At 61.8% G+C, this 15,822-nt stretch carries 16 protein-coding genes; 8 read left to right on the forward strand and 8 right to left on the reverse strand.

The annotated features are described in order from the left end of the window. Positions 1-2: 2 nt before the first annotated feature. Both AC07WT_RS32550 and AC07WT_RS32555 read right to left on the reverse strand, forming a co-directional pair. Positions 3-1,610, reverse strand: a complete 1,608-nt coding sequence (locus tag AC07WT_RS32550; protein WP_494950141.1) for a carboxyl transferase domain-containing protein — start codon at positions 1,608-1,610, stop codon at positions 3-5. Between the two features lie 256 nt (positions 1,611-1,866). Then, positions 1,867-3,048 carry an isovaleryl-CoA dehydrogenase gene (locus AC07WT_RS32555; protein ID WP_494950142.1) on the reverse strand — a complete coding sequence of 394 codons (1,182 nt, stop codon included), beginning with the start codon at positions 3,046-3,048 and terminating at the stop codon, positions 1,867-1,869. 278 nt (positions 3,049-3,326) lie between these two features. Here AC07WT_RS32555 and AC07WT_RS32560 point away from each other — a divergent pair, with 278 nt between their 5' ends. The 3 genes from AC07WT_RS32560 (at position 3,327) to AC07WT_RS32570 (ending at position 6,240) form a co-directional block, all read left to right on the forward strand. Next, positions 3,327-4,085, forward strand: a complete 759-nt coding sequence (locus AC07WT_RS32560; RefSeq protein WP_494951096.1) for a TetR/AcrR family transcriptional regulator — start codon at positions 3,327-3,329, stop codon at positions 4,083-4,085. Positions 4,086-4,189: 104 nt separating this feature from the next. Then, entirely contained in the window at positions 4,190-4,993 is an 804-nt protein-coding gene (locus AC07WT_RS32565) for a DUF72 domain-containing protein (RefSeq protein ID WP_494950143.1), read from the forward strand. Positions 4,994-5,121: 128 nt separating this feature from the next. Next, on the forward strand, positions 5,122-6,240 hold the full coding sequence (locus AC07WT_RS32570) for a 3-deoxy-7-phosphoheptulonate synthase (protein WP_492589893.1): 1,119 nt from the start codon (positions 5,122-5,124) through the stop codon (positions 6,238-6,240). Positions 6,241-6,475: 235 nt separating this feature from the next. Here AC07WT_RS32570 and AC07WT_RS32575 read toward each other — a convergent pair whose 3' ends face one another. Beyond that, entirely contained in the window at positions 6,476-6,754 is a 279-nt protein-coding gene (locus AC07WT_RS32575; RefSeq protein ID WP_115104412.1) for an HU family DNA-binding protein, read from the reverse strand. A 351-nt stretch (positions 6,755-7,105) separates the two neighbouring features. On the opposite strand from AC07WT_RS32575, the gene AC07WT_RS32580 reads away from it, so the two are divergent. Further along, positions 7,106-7,489, forward strand: a complete 384-nt coding sequence (locus AC07WT_RS32580) for a hypothetical protein (RefSeq protein ID WP_494950144.1) — start codon at positions 7,106-7,108, stop codon at positions 7,487-7,489. A 90-nt stretch (positions 7,490-7,579) separates the two neighbouring features. On the opposite strand, the gene AC07WT_RS32585 is transcribed toward AC07WT_RS32580, so the two are convergent. Next, a complete protein-coding gene (locus tag AC07WT_RS32585) occupies positions 7,580-8,185 on the reverse strand; it encodes a peroxidase-related enzyme (RefSeq protein WP_494950145.1) in 606 nt (201 codons plus the stop codon). A 206-nt stretch (positions 8,186-8,391) separates the two neighbouring features. On the opposite strand from AC07WT_RS32585, the gene AC07WT_RS32590 reads away from it, so the two are divergent. Next, positions 8,392-9,333 (forward strand): LysR family transcriptional regulator, encoded by a 942-nt coding sequence (locus AC07WT_RS32590; protein ID WP_494950146.1) that lies wholly within the window; start codon positions 8,392-8,394, stop codon positions 9,331-9,333. Positions 9,334-9,454: 121 nt separating this feature from the next. Here the strand turns inward: AC07WT_RS32590 and speB are convergent, their stop codons facing one another. The 4 genes from speB to AC07WT_RS32610 all read right to left on the reverse strand — a co-directional run bounded on the left by speB (position 9,455) and on the right by AC07WT_RS32610 (position 13,102). Continuing rightward, the gene (speB, locus tag AC07WT_RS32595) at positions 9,455-10,417 is read right to left on the reverse strand and encodes an agmatinase (protein ID WP_494950147.1); all 963 of its coding nucleotides are present in this window, start codon (positions 10,415-10,417) and stop codon (positions 9,455-9,457) included. Positions 10,418-10,566: 149 nt separating this feature from the next. After that, positions 10,567-12,060 carry an aldehyde dehydrogenase gene (locus AC07WT_RS32600; protein WP_494950148.1) on the reverse strand — a complete coding sequence of 498 codons (1,494 nt, stop codon included), beginning with the start codon at positions 12,058-12,060 and terminating at the stop codon, positions 10,567-10,569. Positions 12,061-12,149: 89 nt separating this feature from the next. Then, positions 12,150-12,701: a cupin domain-containing protein gene (locus AC07WT_RS32605; protein ID WP_492589886.1), complete on the reverse strand. Its 552-nt coding sequence runs from the start codon at positions 12,699-12,701 to the stop codon at positions 12,150-12,152. A 272-nt stretch (positions 12,702-12,973) separates the two neighbouring features. Then, entirely contained in the window at positions 12,974-13,102 is a 129-nt protein-coding gene (locus tag AC07WT_RS32610) for a hypothetical protein (protein WP_494950149.1), read from the reverse strand. Positions 13,103-13,123: 21 nt separating this feature from the next. Here AC07WT_RS32610 and AC07WT_RS32615 point away from each other — a divergent pair, with 21 nt between their 5' ends. The 3 genes from AC07WT_RS32615 to AC07WT_RS32625 all read left to right on the forward strand — a co-directional run bounded on the left by AC07WT_RS32615 (position 13,124) and on the right by AC07WT_RS32625 (position 15,810). Next, positions 13,124-13,345, forward strand: coding sequence for a hypothetical protein (locus AC07WT_RS32615; protein WP_492589884.1), 222 nt, complete (start codon positions 13,124-13,126; stop codon positions 13,343-13,345). 303 nt (positions 13,346-13,648) lie between these two features. After that, positions 13,649-14,443: a gamma-glutamyl-gamma-aminobutyrate hydrolase family protein gene (locus tag AC07WT_RS32620; RefSeq protein ID WP_494950150.1), complete on the forward strand. Its 795-nt coding sequence runs from the start codon at positions 13,649-13,651 to the stop codon at positions 14,441-14,443. Positions 14,444-14,475: 32 nt separating this feature from the next. Next, entirely contained in the window at positions 14,476-15,810 is a 1,335-nt protein-coding gene (locus tag AC07WT_RS32625) for a glutamine synthetase family protein (protein ID WP_492589880.1), read from the forward strand. Positions 15,811-15,822 lie beyond the last annotated feature (12 nt).

Genomic DNA, 15,822 nt, shown 5'->3' on the forward strand with positions numbered 1-15,822 from the left:
CTTCACATTCTGAACACGCCGAAACGCGTGTCTTCGATTGGCGCATTCATGGTGGCCGAGAGGCCGAGACCGAGCACGTCGCGCGTTTGCGCCGGATCGATCACGCCGTCGTCCCACAGGCGCGCGCTCGCGTAGTACGGGTGGCCTTGATGCTCGTATTGATCGCGGATCGGCTGCTTGAACGCCTCTTCCTCTTCGGCGCTCCACGAACCGCCCTTGCCTTCGATACCGTCGCGCTTGACGGTGGCCAGCACCGATGCAGCCTGCTCGCCGCCCATCACCGAGATGCGCGCGTTCGGCCACATCCACAGGAAGCGCGGCGAATACGCGCGGCCACACATGCCGTAGTTGCCCGCACCGAACGAGCCGCCGATGATCACCGTGAACTTCGGCACCTTCGCCGTCGCCACGGCCGTCACCATCTTCGCGCCGTGACGCGCGATGCCTTCGTTTTCGTATTTGCGGCCCACCATGAAGCCGGTGATGTTCTGCAAAAACACCAGCGGAATCTTGCGCTGGCAGCACAGTTCGATGAAGTGCGCGCCCTTGAGCGCCGATTCCGAAAACAGAATGCCGTTGTTCGCAATGATGCCGACCGGATGCCCCCAGATATGCGCGAAGCCGGTTACGAGCGTGGTGCCGTAACGGGCCTTGAATTCGTCGAACGCGGAATCGTCGACGATGCGCGCGATCACTTCACGGATATCGAACGGCTTGCGCGTATCCACCGGAATCACGCCGTACATGCTCTTCACGTCGTAGCGCGGCGGCTTCGGTTCCTGCAACGCCACCGGCACCTGCTTCGTGCGATTCAGATTGCCGACGATGCTGCGCGCAATGCCCAACGCATGTGCGTCGTTCTGCGCGAGATGATCGACCACGCCCGACAGACGCGTATGCACGTCGCCGCCGCCGAGGTCTTCCGCGCTCACCACTTCGCCGGTTGCGGCTTTGACGAGCGGCGGCCCGCCGAGAAAAATCGTCCCTTGATTCCTGACGATGATCGATTCGTCGCTCATGGCCGGCACATAGGCGCCGCCCGCGGTGCACGAACCCATCACGACGGCGATCTGCGGAATACCCGCCGCCGACAGATTCGCCTGGTTATAGAAGATGCGGCCGAAGTGATCGCGATCGGGGAACACCTCGTCCTGATTCGGCAGATTGGCGCCGCCCGAGTCGACCAGATACACGCACGGCAAATGATTTTCCGCGGCGATTTCCTGCGCGCGCACGTGCTTTTTGACGGTGACCGGATAGTACGTGCCGCCCTTAACCGTCGCGTCATTGCAGACGATCACGCATTCCTGCCCCGCAATGCGGCCGATGCCGGTGATCACGCCCGCGCCCGGCGCGTCGTTGTGGTACATGCCATAGGCTGCGAGTTGCGAGAACTCGAGAAACGGCGTGCCCGGATCGAGCAGTTTCTCGATGCGATCGCGCGGCAGCAGTTTGCCGCGGCCCGTGTGCTTGTCGCGCGCCGCCTGGCCGCCGCCCAGCGCGAGCTTGTCGATCTTCGCGCGAAGATCGGCGACCAGCGCTTCGAGCGCCGCCGCGTTGGCGCGGAAATCGTCCGAACGCGGATTCAGCTTTGATTCGATGATCGGCATTGCGTAGCTTCTCCTGTGTCGATCGGAGTTAGCGCTTTAGTGCTTACTCCGATCCCATGCAATTTGATTGCTGTCGACCAGAGTTAGCGCTTTAGCTGTCGGCCGGAGTTAGTGCTTCAGCACTTACTCCGGTCCCATGCAGCGCGCTCCGATCCCATGCAAGGTGGTTGCTATCGCCGCTTTTTTTTATGTGCCTGCACTGAGACAGCGCTGTTACGCGGCGTTGCCGCGCTGTGCTGTCGCGCTGTGCTGCCGCTCAAGCCGTTTCGGCGAACAGTTCGCGGCCAATCAGCATCCGACGGATTTCGCTGGTGCCCGCGCCGATTTCATAGAGTTTCGCATCGCGCCACAGACGGCCGACCGGGTACTCGTTGATGTAGCCGTTGCCGCCGAGAATCTGGATCGCTTCTCCGGCCATCCACGTGGCTTTTTCGGCGGTGTAGAGAATCACGCCAGCGCAGTCTTTTCGCACCTGGCGCACGTGTTCCTTGCCGAGCGTATCGAGCTGCCGGCCGACCGCGTACAGATACGCGCGGCACGCTTGCAGCGTGGTGTACATATCGGCGACTTTGCCTTGAATCAGCTGGAATTCGCCGATCGGCTGACCGAACTGTTTGCGGTCGTGGATATACGGCACGACCGCGTCCATCACCGCGACCATGATGCCGGTCGGGCCGCCCGCGAGCACCGCGCGCTCGTAGTCGAGGCCGCTCATCAGCACCTTCGCGCCGCCGTTCAGCTGACCGAGGATATTTTCTTCCGGCACTTCGACGTTCTCGAACACCAGTTCACCGGTATGCGAGCCGCGCATGCCGAGCTTGTCGAGCTTTTGCGCGACCGAAAAACCCTTCATGCCCTTCTCGACGATAAACGCGCTGATGCCGCGCGAATTCGCTTCGAGATCGGTCTTGGCATACACCACCAGCGTGTCGCAATCCGGGCCGTTAGTGATCCACATCTTGGTGCCGTTGAGCACGTAGTGGTCGCCCTTCCTGTCCGCGCGCAGTTTCATGCTGATCACGTCCGAGCCCGCGTTCGGCTCGCTCATGGCGAGCGCGCCGATGTGTTCGCCCGACACGAGTTTGGGCAAGTACTTCTGCTTTTGCGCTTCGGTGCCGTTGCGATGAATCTGGTTGACGCACAGATTCGAGTGCGCGCCGTAGGAGAGACCGACCGATGCCGAGGCGCGCGAGATTTCTTCCATCGCGATCATGTGCGCGGTGTAGCCCATGTTCGCGCCGCCGTATTCTTCCGCGACCGTCATGCCGAGCACGCCCAGATCGCCGAATTTGCGCCACAGGTCCATCGGGAATTGATCCGTGCGATCGATTTCCGCGGCACGCGGGGCGATTTCCTTGGCCGCGAAACCTGCGATGCTGTCACGCAGCATTTCGATTTCTTCACCGAGCGGGAATTGCAAACCGGGCAGGTTGCTCATTGCTGTGTCTCCAGAGTTCGTTGGCGGCCGGTCAGCCATGGTGGGCGCCGGCTTGTCTGAGTGCGGCTCAGCGGACGGCGTAGCCTTGTGGGCCGCACCCATCATCCCGCACGAGGCGCGAAACGTTCAAGGCGCATTTCACGCTAGATTTACGTAAGCGTCAATAGGTGTTTTTGAGTGTTACTCATAAACTCGAACTTGCGATCTTTCCGGCGCTCAGGCGTGATAGGATCGACGTCACCGGGGTTATCCGCCTCACCAATTTGAACTTTACTCATATGACGGTTGCCTTGAAGGCCGAGTTACCCGCCTCACGCCGCCAGCCGGCCGGGCGCAAGTCGCAGCAGCGCGTGAAAGAGATTCTTCAGGCGGGGCGCGACGTGTTCTCCGAGCGCGGCTACGAGCGCGCGACGACCGCGGAGATTGCCCAGCGCCTGGGCATATCCGAGGCAACTGTATTCAGTTATTTCCGCGGCAAGCGGGAGTTGTGCGCGCGAGTGATCGGCGACTGGTATGACGAGATCATCGAGGCGATCGAATCCGGGTTGCCGCGTGACGGCAGTGTGCGTCAACAGTTTGCTTTCATTGTGCGAACGCATTTACGGTTGATGCTGGTCAATGGCACTGACCTGTGCGCTTTGGTGTTGTCGGAGGGGCGGGCGCGGCATCATGAGCTTGGCGAAGCGCTGACCGAGTTGCAGCGCCGGTATACCGCGCCGTTGATGCGTGTGTTGGCGCAGGGACAGGAGACTGGGCAGATTCGCTCCGACATGCCATTGCGGTTATTGCGTTCAATAGTGTTTGGGCCGATGGAACACGTGCTTTGGGACGCTACGTTGGCGAATCGGCATATCGATATCGACGCGACCGCGGATCAGTTGATCGATGTTTTGTGGAGCGCGCTGATGCCGCCGGATGTGGCGGTTAATGCTTTGCAGCGATTCAAGGCTGAGGTGGATGAAGCTGCCCGGCGGTTCGAAGAGTTTTCGAAGAAGGCACCGGGTGGCGCGCGCGGTGAGCGGAAGCCTGAGGATTAGGGTTGTGCCCGGGGCGTTGGCAAACTGGCAAACCAGCGCCGCAAAGGCAAAAAATCCGCTAATCTATCCCTCCCCAGCGGAGCCAGAACGCGAGGAGCGCCCCAATGCCAACGGCCAAAAATTCAACCATCAAAATCGGCATAGGCGGCTGGACCTACGCACCCTGGCGAGGCACCTTCTACCCGTCAGACCTGGCCCAAACCCGCGAACTGCAATACGCGAGCCAAAACCTGACGTCGATAGAAATCAACGGCACCTTCTACGGCCTGCAAAAGCCGTCCAGCTACGAGAAGTGGTACCAGGAAACGCCGGAAAACTTCGTCTTCTCCCTGAAAGCCCCTCGCTATGCGACAAACAGAAAAGTCCTGGCGCAAGCCAATGAAACCATAGAACGATTTTTCGCCAGCGGCGTATTGCTGCTCAAGCAAAAACTCGGGCCCATCAACTGGCAATTCGCACCAACCAAAAAATTCGACACAGAAGACTTCGAAGCTTTCCTGAAACTGCTGCCGCAAAGCATCGAAGGTCAAAAACTGCGGCACGCAATCGAAGTCCGCCACGAAAGCTTCAAAACCCCGGAATTCATCGCGCTAGCCAGAAAATACCAGGTGGCAATCGTGCTGTCGGGCGACAGCGACTACCCGCAAATCGCCGACATCACCGCGCCATTCGTCTACGTCCGCATCATGGGCACAACAGACCAACAGGCCAAAGGCTATTCGACCCAAGCCCTCGACGCGTGGGCCGAACGCGCCCGCCAGCTTGCCGCCGGCAAAACACCCGAAGACCTGGAAACAGCCGCCGCCGCGCCGGCTAAAACATCCGCATGCGACGTCTATCTGTATGTCATCAGCGGCTTCAAGGAACGCAATCCGGCCGCCGCCATGGCGCTGATCAAACGCCTCTGAGAACCATCATCATCTCGGCAACACCACGCGAGTGTCATAATCCCGGCAGCGAACAAGCAAGCAGGCAAACCAGCAAGCAGGCCTTCAGCCATCGAGGCCATTTCATCATCACGGCCCGGGAGAACATTTTGAGCGTCATCGACAATCCTCTGCACGATCAGGAAGTCGGCTCTGCCGACGCCACCCAGGACACCACGCGCATCGACGACGTTCGTATCGGCGCGGTACGTCCGCTCATTTCCCCTGCCCTGTTGCAGGATGAACTGCCGGTACCGCCCGCAGTACAGACACTCGTCGAAGAAAGCCGCGTGGCGATCGCCGACATCCTGCACGACCGCGACGATCGCCTCGTGATGATCGTCGGACCCTGCTCGATCCACGATCACGATCAGGCAATCGAATACGCACACCGGCTCAAGAAAGCCGCCGACACCTACAAGGACGATCTGCTGATCGTGATGCGGGTCTACTTCGAAAAACCGCGCACGACAGTGGGCTGGAAAGGCTATATCAACGATCCGCGTCTCGACGGCAGCTTCCATATCAACGAGGGTCTGCGCCTCGCACGGCAACTGCTGCTGGACATCAACGGTCTCGGCCTGCCGACGGCCACCGAATTTCTCGACTTGCTGAGCCCGCAATACATCGCGGATCTGGTCGCGTGGGGCGCGATCGGCGCGCGCACGACCGAGAGCCAGAGTCACCGGCAGCTCGCATCGGGACTGAGCTGCCCGATCGGCTTCAAGAACGGCACCGACGGCGGCGTGCAAATCGCCGCGGATGCCATCGTCGCGGCGCGCGCAAGTCACGCGTTCATGGGCATGACCAAGATGGGCATGGCCGCGATCTTCGAAACGCGCGGCAACGACGACGCGCATGTGATTCTGCGCGGCGGCAAGCAAGGGCCGAATTACGACAGCGCGTCAGTCGAGGCAACCTGCGCGGCGCTCAAATCAGCCGGACTGCGCGAGCAGGTCATGATCGACTGTTCGCACGCGAATTCGGGCAAGTCTCACTTGCGTCAACTGGAGGTGGTGCAGGATATCGCGAGGCAACTGTCGCAGCGCGAGCGCCGCATCATTGGCGTCATGCTGGAAAGTCATCTGGAAGAAGGCCGGCAGGATCTGAAGCCTGGCGTGCCGCTGCGCTATGGCGTGTCGATTACCGATGCGTGCGTGAGCTGGGCGCAGACCGAACCGGTGCTCGAAGCGCTCGCCGAAGCTACCCGGCAACGGCGCGCGGGCTAATCACAGCAAGGCGCGCATCGCAAGCGCACTACGCGCACCGAGCGCACCACGCGCAATAAGCGCAATAAGCGCAATAGCGCACCGCAAGGCGCACTAGAAGCACAGCACGCGCCGCACCAACCGCCGATTGTTTACGTCACCGGGGTTGGGCTGAGCGTTGTTCCTCACGCCCGATGCATCGCTCGCCGCACGTTCCGGCGGCGGGCGTCGGTGCGCCGGCGCGAGGCGCGTTGCATTACGACGCGTTGACGGCTTCCTTGAACGCCTTGCCGGCGGTGAACTTCACCGTCTTGGCTGCCGCGATCTGGATCTCGGCACCCGTCGACGGATTGCGGCCCACGCGTGCAGCACGCGCGCCGGTCGAGAAAGAACCGAAACCGACCAGTTGCACCGTATCGCCGCCCACCACTGCTGCGGTTACCGCGTCGACGATTGCGTCGATGGTTTGGCCCGTGGCCGCTTTGCTTTCGCCCGTCGCTGCGGCGACTGCATCAATCAGTTCCTGTTTGTTCATAGCACTTCCCGTATGGTAATCATGGAACCGGCGCCACATCTGTCGCGCCGGGACCGACACACTAACGCATAGGCGCGGGTTCACGCAAACCTTGGGTGTAAGCCTTGTATCACCCGCCCAGCGGCAATTTGACGTTTTTTTGCCGCAAAGTGCCATAAGAATCGCGAGCTTACGGTTTCGTCTCGCCTTACAAGACGCCGCCGCGCATCACAATCCGTTGCAATTTCAGTGCTTTAGCGTGGGCCGGCCACGGCTGGCGGGCTTTTCCCGCTATGTTATGGCGGATCGTAAACAGCCGGTTTTCGCCATCGACAGCGCGCGCTGCAATTAACGATTTGTGAGTTAAAAACGATGAAATTTCGCCAGATTGCAACATGGGCTCTGCTCGCCGCGTCGTCTTGCGCGCTCGCGGCGACCGACGACGGCGCGTGCGCCACACTGGTCGGCACGGCAAATTCAGCCATGCCGCAGAGCTTCCAGCTGCGTGACGGCGAGCCGGTCGACCTCGTCAGCGGCACAAAAACCGTGCATGGCAAGCTGCTGGTCTTCGACGACGGCGGCACGTATCGCGCGTACTGGCAGCCCGAAAATAGCGCTGAAAAATATGTGCTGGCGAATGCCGGCCTGAACAGCGTCCGTTTGATTTCCGCACCCACTCAGGGTACGCCGGCAAAAAATGGCGAACCTGGAACGACGCTCGCACCCCAGCGCGTGCTGTCTTGTCCGGCGCTCTGACGCAATAATTCTTGCTGAACCCGCTAGCAATCCAGGTGTTGCGCGAGACCGATCGGAAGTCCGAAGCAAGCGACGAAGCAAGCGACGAAGCTACTTTTGCGACGCGTCGGCGGTGGTTTTCGGCACGCGCCCCATCAGATAGAACTCGTCGTTCGGGCGCATGGAAATGACGTTCGCCATCCGGTTCGACAGGCTGAAAAACGCGGTAATTGCCGCAATATCCCAGACGTCTTCGTCGGAAAAACCGTGCTCGCGCAGGGTCTGGAAATCGGTGTCGTCGACCGCACCGGACTCGCGGCAGACCTTCAGCGCGAAGTCGAGCATCGCCTTCTGACGCGCGGTGATGTCCGCCTTGCGATGATTGACGGCGACCTGATCCGCGAGCAGCGGCGCCTTTTCGTAAATGCGCAGAATCGCGCCGTGCGCGACCACGCAGTACAGGCAATCATTCACCGCGCTGGTTGCGACGACGATCATTTCGCGCTCGCCTTTGGTGAGACCTCCTTCCTTGAGCATCAGCGCATCGTGATACGCAAAAAACGCGCGGAATTCATCCGGGCGATGCGCCAGCGTCAAGAACACGTTCGGGACAAAGCCGGCTTTATCCTGCACTTCGAGGATGCGGGCCCGGATGTCGTCGGGCCATTCACCTGGCTCCGGCACGGGGTAGCGGCTGATTGGCTGAAGGTTTGCCATGGCGTGTCTCCGTTGTCTATGTAGGTGTGTAGGCGCACGACGATTGTAGCAACCGGGCCGCTGCCTCGCCGGCCTGCGCCGCCGCGATGCTCGCGCCCGATCGATGCACGCGTCGCCTCGTCCATGCCGGTATCTGGCTAGCGCTTCCAGAAGCACTGACAATCCTGTATTTTCGACTGATTAAATCTCGAAAATCGAGAGGCTCTATGGATCGTCTGGAGGCAATGTCAATCTTCGTGGCAGCGGCGGAAACCGGCAGTTTTTCCGCCGCCAGCCGCAAGCTCGGCATGCCGCTGCCTACCGTCAGCCGCAAGGTGGCAGAACTCGAAGCCCATCTGAACGCACGGCTGCTGGTCCGCTCCACGCGCCAGCTGACATTGACCGACGCAGGCACCGCCTACCTCGCCGCCTGCAAGCAGATTCTCGAGCAGGCGACCGATGCGGAAAGCGCGGCCTCGGGCGAATACAGCACGCCGCGCGGCGATCTGGTCGTCACCGCGCCAATGGTGTTCGGGCGCCTGCATGTGCTGCCCATCGTCAACGATTTCCTCGCGACATTTCCGGAAATCGCGGTGCGGCTGATGCTGGCGGACCGCACGCTGCATCTGCTCGACGAGCACATCGACGTGGCCTTGCGGATTGGCAAACTGCCCGACAGCAGTATGGTCGCCAGCCAGGTCGGCACCCTGTCCCGGGTGGTCTGCGCCAGTCCGCATTTCCTCGCAGAGCGCGGCACGCCGAAGACCCCTGAGGATCTTGCCGGCTTCGCCTGCGTGAATTTCGACGCGCTGCCATCCGGGCCGATCTGGACCTTCGCGGCGCGCGGCGCGCGGCAGCAGCAGGCGGTGCCGATCCAGCCGCGCCTGTCCGTCAATACCGCGGAAGCCGCCATCGACGCGGCCATCGCCGGCGTGGGGCTCACGCGCGTGCTGTCGTATCAGGCTGCGCGTGCTGTAGAGGAAGGCAAGCTGCAACTGGTGCTGCGGGAATTCGAGCCCGAACCGATTCCGGTCAGCCTGATGCATGCGGGGCAAGGGCCATTGCCGCTGAAAACGCGCGGTTTCATCGACTTCGCCGTGCCGAGGTTGCGTGCTGCTCTGCTTGGGGATAATGAGCGCTTGCGCGGGGGGAATACTGCGCGACGCTGATTTTCAATCATGAGCGGCGCACTCGCCGCCTACACACTCGGCTTGCGCGAAGGCCGGCGTCAGCCCGATCGATCGTCGTCGATGGGCTGAGCCGGTTCTGCGTAAAACCGGTAGGCGGTGCCTAGCGCTCGGCAACCTTGCGTTGCCGCCACAGACACAGCAGATCGCATGCGATATGCGCGGCGGCTATCGCGGTGATCTCGCTCTGGTCATATGCGGGCGCCACCTCCACGACATCCGCGCCCACCAGATTCAACGCCCCGAGCCCGCGCACGATGGCGAGCCCCTGCGCCGACGACAAACCGCCCGCCACCGGCGTGCCCGTGCCCGGTGCGAACGCCGGATCGAGACAATCGATATCGAAAGTCAGATACGCGGGCCGCTCGCCGACAATCGACGTGACCCGCTCCACCGCGGCACGCGCACCGTGCTCGTGGACCCACGCGGCATCGAGAATATTGATGCCCATGAAGTCGTCGTTCCACGTGCGGATGCCGATCTGCACCGAGGTCTTCGGATCGATCAATCCGTCCTTCACCGCCTTGTAGAACATCGAACCGTGATTCAGGCTGTCCGGACTGTCATCCGCCCACGTATCGCAGTGCGCGTCGAAATGGATCAGCGAGAGCGGCTTGCCGTACTTCTCCGCATGCGCGATCAGCAGCGGATAGGTAATGTGATGATCGCCGCCGAGGGTCAGCATCTTCGCGTCCGAGCGCAGGATCGTGCGCGCGTGCTCGACAATCGATTCCTTGATCGTCAGCGGATTGTGCGCGTCGAACCAGCAGTCGCCGTAGTCGGTCACAGCGAGATCGTCGAACGGATTGAAGCCCCAAGGATAGGGATGCAGCTCCGACAGCTGCACACTGGCCGCGCGCACCGCTGCGGGGCCGAGACGTGCGCCCGAGCGGAACGTGGTGGCCAGATCGAGCGGCACGCCGGAGACCACGACATCGACATCGTCGAGTTCACGGGTGTACTTGCGGCGCATGAACGACAACACACCCGCATAGGTGTTTTCGATCGAGGAGCCATAGAGCGACGAACGGCGGATCGCGCCGTCGCCGTAGACGAGTTCAGTCATAGATGACCTGATACCTGATACCTGATACCTGATAGACATGCCGGCGCCGCACGCGAAGCTTCCTGGTGATGCGTGCAGCGTCCGGCCCCGGATTCATTGGGAACGCGGCAGCGCCTTATCCGCACGCTGCCGCGCTGGCTTGGCGAACTTTAGCGCAGCCGCACCAGCGTGGACTTCAGCTCGGTGTACTTCTCCAGCGCGTGCAACGACTTGTCGCGGCCGTTGCCCGATTGCTTGTAGCCGCCGAACGGGAAGTTCATGTCCCCGCCTTCGTCGTAACAATTGACCCATACCGTGCCCGCGCGCAGCTTGCGCGACACCTCGTGCGCGGTGGTCAGGTTCGCGGTCCAGAGCGCGGCGGCGAGACCGTACTCGCTGTCATTGGCAATCCTGATCGCTTCCTCAACGGTGTCGAACGTAATCACCGACAACACCGGCCCGAAGATTTCCTCGCGCGCGACCTTCGCGCCGGCCGCCGGAATCTCGAAGATGGTCGGTTCGATATAGAAGCCGCCCGTCTCTTCTTTCACGCGCGAGCCGCCGAGCAGCAACTTTGCTTCGGCGCGGCCCGCTTCGATATAGCCGAGCACGCGTTCGAGCTGCACGTTATCGACAATCGCGCCCATCGAGGTTTGCGGATCCAGCGGATTGCCCGGCGTGTAGCTGCGGGCCGCCGCGATCAGCTTGTCGAGGAACACGTCCTTGATGTCGCGATGCACGAGCAGGCGCGAACCCGCCGTGCACATTTCGCCCATGTTGTAGAAGATCGCGCCGGCAGCGGCATTCGCGGCGCGGTCGAGGTCGGGGCAATCCGGCATCACGATGTTCGGCGACTTGCCGCCGAGTTCGAGCCACACGCGCTTCAGATTCGATTGCCCGGCGTACTGCATGATCAGCTTGCCGACGTTGGTCGAGCCGGTGAAGGCGAGACAGTCCACGTCCTGATGCAGCGCCAGCAGCTTGCCCGGCTCGCCCGCACCCGGCACGACGTTGAACACGCCGGCGGGAATGCCGGCCTCGAAAGCGAGTTGCGCGAGGCGGATCGCGGTAAGCGGCGATTTCTCCGAAGGCTTGAGCACCACGCTGTTGCCCGCGGCCAGCGCCGGCCCGAATTTCCACGACGCCATCAGGATCGGGAAATTCCACGGTACCACCGCGGCGACCACGCCGATCGGCTCGCGCGTGACGAGCCCCACCAGATGATGATCGGCCGGCGCCACTTCGCCGCCGACCTTGTCGATCGCCTCGGCGAACCACTCGACGCAATAGGCCGCGCCCGGCACGTCCACAGTGGTCGTGTCGGCGATCGGCTTGCCGGCGTCCAGCGTTTCAAGCAGCGACAGTTCGTCGAGATGCTCACGGATCGACGCCGCCCAGCGCAACAGAATCGCCTTGCGCTTGCGCGGATTCAGGCCGGCCCACACGCCTGCATCGAATGCGCGGCGGGCGGCCGCCACCGCGGCGTCGACGTCCGCCGCGCCGCTATCGGCGACCTTGGCGAGCAGCTTGCCGTCGATCGGGCTCAGGCAGTCGAACGTGCGGCCGCTGGCGGCGTTGCGGTATTCGCCGTCGATAAACGCACGGCTTTCGATTGAAAGCGCAGCGGCCTTGTCTTGCCAGAAGGCGAGAGTCTTCTTGTCCATCAGGATGCCTCAATGTTGTGCGCACGACGCCTATCGGCATCGACTTCATGCTGCATTGAACAGCGTCGCGGCGCGTTGGCGCGGAGTCTTTAGAAAGTTGGCGGCGAATTGGCCGACACGATCTCGCAGAGATGCTCCGCGCTGGGATTGCGAAAACGATGCGGTAAACGGCTTTCGAAGTAGTAGCTGTCGCCGGGATCGAGCAGCCACGTGGTGCCGTCGACGGTCAATTCGATCTGACCGCTGACCACCACGCCGCCCTCGTGCCCCGCGTGTTCCAGCATTTCCGGCCCGGTGTCCGACAGAGGCTGGTAGACCTCGCGCAGAATGCCCATGTTGCGGTCCTTCACACTCGCGCCCGCCAGATAGAACTCGATCGACTCATTGCCGAGGTTCGGCATGTCCGCGCGGCGCGACACCACCGAGCGCGCCACTTCGACTTCGAAGGTAAAGAACTCGGCAAGACTCATAGGTATGCATTCGAGCAGTTTCTTCAGCGAGCCGACCGACGGGCTCACGCGGTTCTGCTCGATCAGCGAGATCGTGCCGTTGGTCACGCCCGCCCGCTTGGCCAGTTCTCGCTGCGACAGACCATTCTTCTTACGGATGTACTGCAGGCGGGTCGCTACTTCGATGGACATCGCTAAATTCTCTGACATAGGAAGACGATCGGGAACGCCTGGATCGAGGCAATACGCTGTGCGCGAGTGTTGAATATTCTAATCACTTTAATCATCGCGCCTTTGGGGAAAACCCTGAAAGCATTTCGAAATATGCATTACGCAACGACCGTTCCCACTGGGCGGAATTTTAGCCATGCCTTGGGGAAAGCCCTTATAAATCTTTTACAAAAATGATTTGACGGCTTTATTGGCTCGTATACGATGGTTCTCAGGCGATCGTCATGCCGGCGTCACGAAGCACGAAAAGGTGTTTTGCGATGCAGCGAATCAGCTTCGCTCCAGCTTAAGGCGATCATCCCAGCGTCCTGTTTCTTTAAACGCCCGGTATGTTTTTCGAGCAGGCCGTTCAATACTTTCAACGTCGCTAGTCGAGTGTAATCGTGAGAGTCCGAGGCCCTTTGGTGAGATGGAATCGTAGTCAGGCGAGATGTCTTCGCGCTGACAGCGCCATCGCCGACGGCAGCAACGGCAGCCTTGCGTTCCGCCGCTTTCTGTCCGTCTTCACGATCCTGTCCCGCCGTTCAGTTCGACGTCACAACTCTATCTCCGCGCGCGCCTTCATTGCTGTGCGCACGGACGAAGTCGCATCGCTGCTGCCGTAGCGCCTCCCTCCTTTTCGCTGTTCGATTCGTCCGTTTGCGTGAACGCGCTCTATCGAGCCATACGTTCGTGCATGTGCGGTGCCGTCTGCCGCCTGCACGCTTCACGCGATTCAGACTGGTTGCGCACCGCAGCGGATCAAATCGAACAGCCTGCCTGATTACCACGCGCGGTGCGCTCCGTTGCCAGCGACCGCCTGCACTACCCCGGCGGTCTGGCGCCTTGCGCCCGGCTGCGGAATCGTGCCGCGCCGGGTTTAACGTTGTTCATGCGGCGTCCCGCGGGAACACACACGTCTATTCGTTATGCAAACCAAACCTCTAGTCGGCATCAGCGCCGACAGAACGATGATGGGAGTCCACCCGTCGCACGTGGTCGGCGAAAAGTACATTGCCGCGATCGTGGACGGCTCACAGGCGCTGGCGATGCTGTTGCCGGCGCTCGGCGAGCGTCAGTCCACGGCCGACGTGCTGGCCACCGTCGATGGCCTGCTGTTTACCGGCAGCTATTCGAATGTCGAGCCGCATCGCTACGGCGGCCATCCCAGCGCGCCGGGCACGCTGCACGACGCCGCACGCGATGCGACGACGCTGCCGCTGCTGCGTGCCGCCATCGACGCCGGCGTGCCGGTGCTGGCGGTGTGCCGCGGCTTCCAGGAAATGAACGTGGTATTCGGCGGGACGCTGCATCAATGCGTTCACGCGGTGGCCGGCTTCAATGACCACCGCGAGAACAAGGAAGACGACCTCGACGTGCAATACGCACCGTCGCATCCGATCACGCTGACGCAGGGCGGCTTGTTGCAGCGTCTTGCCGGCGGCACGGATGAAGCGCGTGTGAATTCACTGCACGGTCAGGGCGTCGAGCGGTTGGGCGCCGGGCTCGTGGCTGAAGCCACAGCCCCGGACGGATTGATCGAAGCAGTCAGCGTGAAAGACGCGCGCGCCTTCGCCCTGGGTGTGCAGTGGCACCCGGAGTGGAAGCACGCGAACGACGCGCTGTCCACCGCGATCTTCCGCGCTTTCGGCGACGCCTGCCGCGATCGAATGCGCACCAAGGCCGGCTATGGCGCGGCATCCGCCGCCGCCACGCATGCCTGAGCCGGTCGCGCACCAAAACTGAGAGAACAATCATGCATGACATTGACGAATTTCTGAAGAAGAACCGCATCACCGAAATCGAAGCGATCATTCCGGATATGGCCGGGATCGCGCGCGGCAAGATCATCCCGCGCAGCAAATTCGAATCCGGCGAGTCCATGCGCTTGCCGCAGGCGGTGATGATCCAGACCGTCACGGGCGATTATCCGGAAGACGGCACGCTCACCGGCGTCACCGATCCGGACATGGTTTGCGTCCCCGATCCGAGCACCATCCGCATCATTCCGTGGGCCGTCGACCCGACCGCTCAGGTGATCCACGATTGCGTTCACTTCGACGGCACGCCGGTCGCGATCTCGCCGCGCCGCGTGCTGCGGCGCGTGCTAGAACTCTACAAGGCCAAAGGCTGGAAGCCGGTGATCGCGCCGGAACTCGAGTTCTATCTGGTCGACATGAACAAGGACCCGGATCTGCCGCTGCAACCGCCGATCGGCCGGACCGGCCGTCCGGAAACCGGGCGCCAGGCGTACTCGATCGAAGCGGTCAACGAATTCGATCCGCTGTTCGAAGACATCTATGAATACTGCGAGGTGCAGGAACTGGAAGTCGACACGCTGATTCACGAAGTCGGCGCGGCGCAGATGGAAATCAACTTCATGCACGGCGACCCGCTCAAGCTCGCCGACAGCGTGTTCCTGTTCAAGCGCACGGTGCGCGAAGCCGCGCTGCGTCACAAGATGTACGCGACCTTCATGGCCAAGCCGATGGAAGACGAACCGGGCTCGGCGATGCACATGCACCAGAGCCTCGTGGACGAAGAAACCGGCCGCAACCTGTTCACCGGCGCGGACGGCAAGCCGACCTCGCTCTTCACCAGCTACATCGCCGGCTTGCAGAAATACACGCCCGCGCTGATGCCGATCTTCGCGCCGTACATCAACTCGTATCGCCGCCTGTCGCGCTTCATGGCCGCGCCGATCAACGTGGCATGGGGCTACGACAACCGCACGGTGGGCTTCCGGATTCCGCATTCGGGCCCGGCTGCACGCCGCATCGAGAACCGCATTCCGGGTGTGGACTGCAATCCGTATCTGGCGATCGCCGCGACACTGGCCGCGGGTTACCTGGGCATGACGCAGAACCTCGAAGCCACCGAGCCGCTGCTCAGCGACGGTTATGAATTGCCGTACCAGTTGCCGCGTAATCTCGAAGAGGGTTTGACGCTGATGGGCGCATGCGAGCCGATCGCCGAAGTGCTCGGCGAGAAATTCGTCAAAGCCTATCTCGCACTGAAAGAAACCGAATACGAAGCGTTCTTCCGCGTGATCAGTTCGTGGGAACGCCGGCATTTGCTGTTGCACGTCTAAGCCGGGTTTAAG

The sequence above is a fragment of the Paraburkholderia sp. GW821-FHT02A12 genome (assembly GCF_059422005.1).

Coding starts and splice junctions, on each gene's coding strand:
- AC07WT_RS32550 (WP_494950141.1), bottom strand. CDS start 1,610: ATGCCGATCATCGAATCAAAGCTGAATCCGCGTTCGGACGATTTCCGC.
- AC07WT_RS32555 (WP_494950142.1), bottom strand. CDS start 3,048: ATGAGCAACCTGCCCGGTTTGCAATTCCCGCTCGGTGAAGAAATCGAA.
- AC07WT_RS32560 (WP_494951096.1), top strand. CDS start 3,327: ATGACGGTTGCCTTGAAGGCCGAGTTACCCGCCTCACGCCGCCAGCCG.
- AC07WT_RS32565 (WP_494950143.1), top strand. CDS start 4,190: ATGCCAACGGCCAAAAATTCAACCATCAAAATCGGCATAGGCGGCTGG.
- AC07WT_RS32575 (WP_115104412.1), bottom strand. CDS start 6,754: ATGAACAAACAGGAACTGATTGATGCAGTCGCCGCAGCGACGGGCGAA.
- AC07WT_RS32580 (WP_494950144.1), top strand. CDS start 7,106: ATGAAATTTCGCCAGATTGCAACATGGGCTCTGCTCGCCGCGTCGTCT.
- AC07WT_RS32585 (WP_494950145.1), bottom strand. CDS start 8,185: ATGGCAAACCTTCAGCCAATCAGCCGCTACCCCGTGCCGGAGCCAGGT.
- AC07WT_RS32590 (WP_494950146.1), top strand. CDS start 8,392: ATGGATCGTCTGGAGGCAATGTCAATCTTCGTGGCAGCGGCGGAAACC.
- speB (WP_494950147.1), bottom strand. CDS start 10,417: ATGACTGAACTCGTCTACGGCGACGGCGCGATCCGCCGTTCGTCGCTC.
- AC07WT_RS32600 (WP_494950148.1), bottom strand. CDS start 12,060: ATGGACAAGAAGACTCTCGCCTTCTGGCAAGACAAGGCCGCTGCGCTT.
- AC07WT_RS32605 (WP_492589886.1), bottom strand. CDS start 12,701: ATGTCCATCGAAGTAGCGACCCGCCTGCAGTACATCCGTAAGAAGAAT.
- AC07WT_RS32620 (WP_494950150.1), top strand. CDS start 13,649: ATGCAAACCAAACCTCTAGTCGGCATCAGCGCCGACAGAACGATGATG.
- AC07WT_RS32625 (WP_492589880.1), top strand. CDS start 14,476: ATGCATGACATTGACGAATTTCTGAAGAAGAACCGCATCACCGAAATC.